Raw genomic sequence first — 565 nt, 5'->3', positions numbered from 1 at the left:
GAGAAGTACCAGCTCAAACCCCGTGACTGGGCGGCGGCCGAACGCGAGGGCCGCAGCATCGCCCCGCTCATCACCCGCCTCAACGACATCCGCCGCCGCAGCCCGGCCCTCCGGCAGCTGCGCGACCTGCACTTCCACCACGCCGACCAGGAAGCGGTGATCGCCTACTCGAAACGGAGCGGCTCGAACACGGTTCTGGTGGTCGCCAACCTCGATCCGCACCACACCCAGGAGGCGACGGTCTCGTTGGACATGCCGCAACTCGGCCTGGAATGGCACGAGTCGGTGCCGGTGCGCGACGAGCTCACCGGCGAGACCTATCACTGGGGCAGGGCCAACTATGTGCGACTCGAGCCGGGCCACAGGCCCGCTCATGTCTTCACCGTCCTGCGACCGTCCACCCCGCAGATCGGAGGGTCACCCACAACATGATCGTCAATGAGCCCGTTCCGGACACCTTCGAGGACACTCCCGCCAAGGACCGCGACCCGGAGTGGTTCAAACGTGCCGTCTTCTACGAGGTCCTCGTCCGCTCCTTCCAGGACAGCAACGGCGACGGCATCGG

Annotated in this window: 1 protein-coding gene; it reads left to right on the top strand. The window is 66.7% G+C overall.

The genetic code is table 11. The features are described 5' to 3' along the window. The coding region (locus tag IE318_RS44565; RefSeq protein ID WP_189908503.1) for an alpha-glucosidase C-terminal domain-containing protein at positions 1-432 on the top strand (432 nt) is incomplete at its 5' end. Positions 433-565 lie beyond the last annotated feature (133 nt).

Source organism: Streptomyces spiralis, from assembly GCF_014654675.1.
GTDB classification, from domain to species: Bacteria; Actinomycetota; Actinomycetes; order Streptomycetales; family Streptomycetaceae; genus Streptomyces; species Streptomyces spiralis.
Note: the sequence above shows the minus strand (reverse complement) of the source record. Positions and strands in the feature narration are given on the sequence as shown.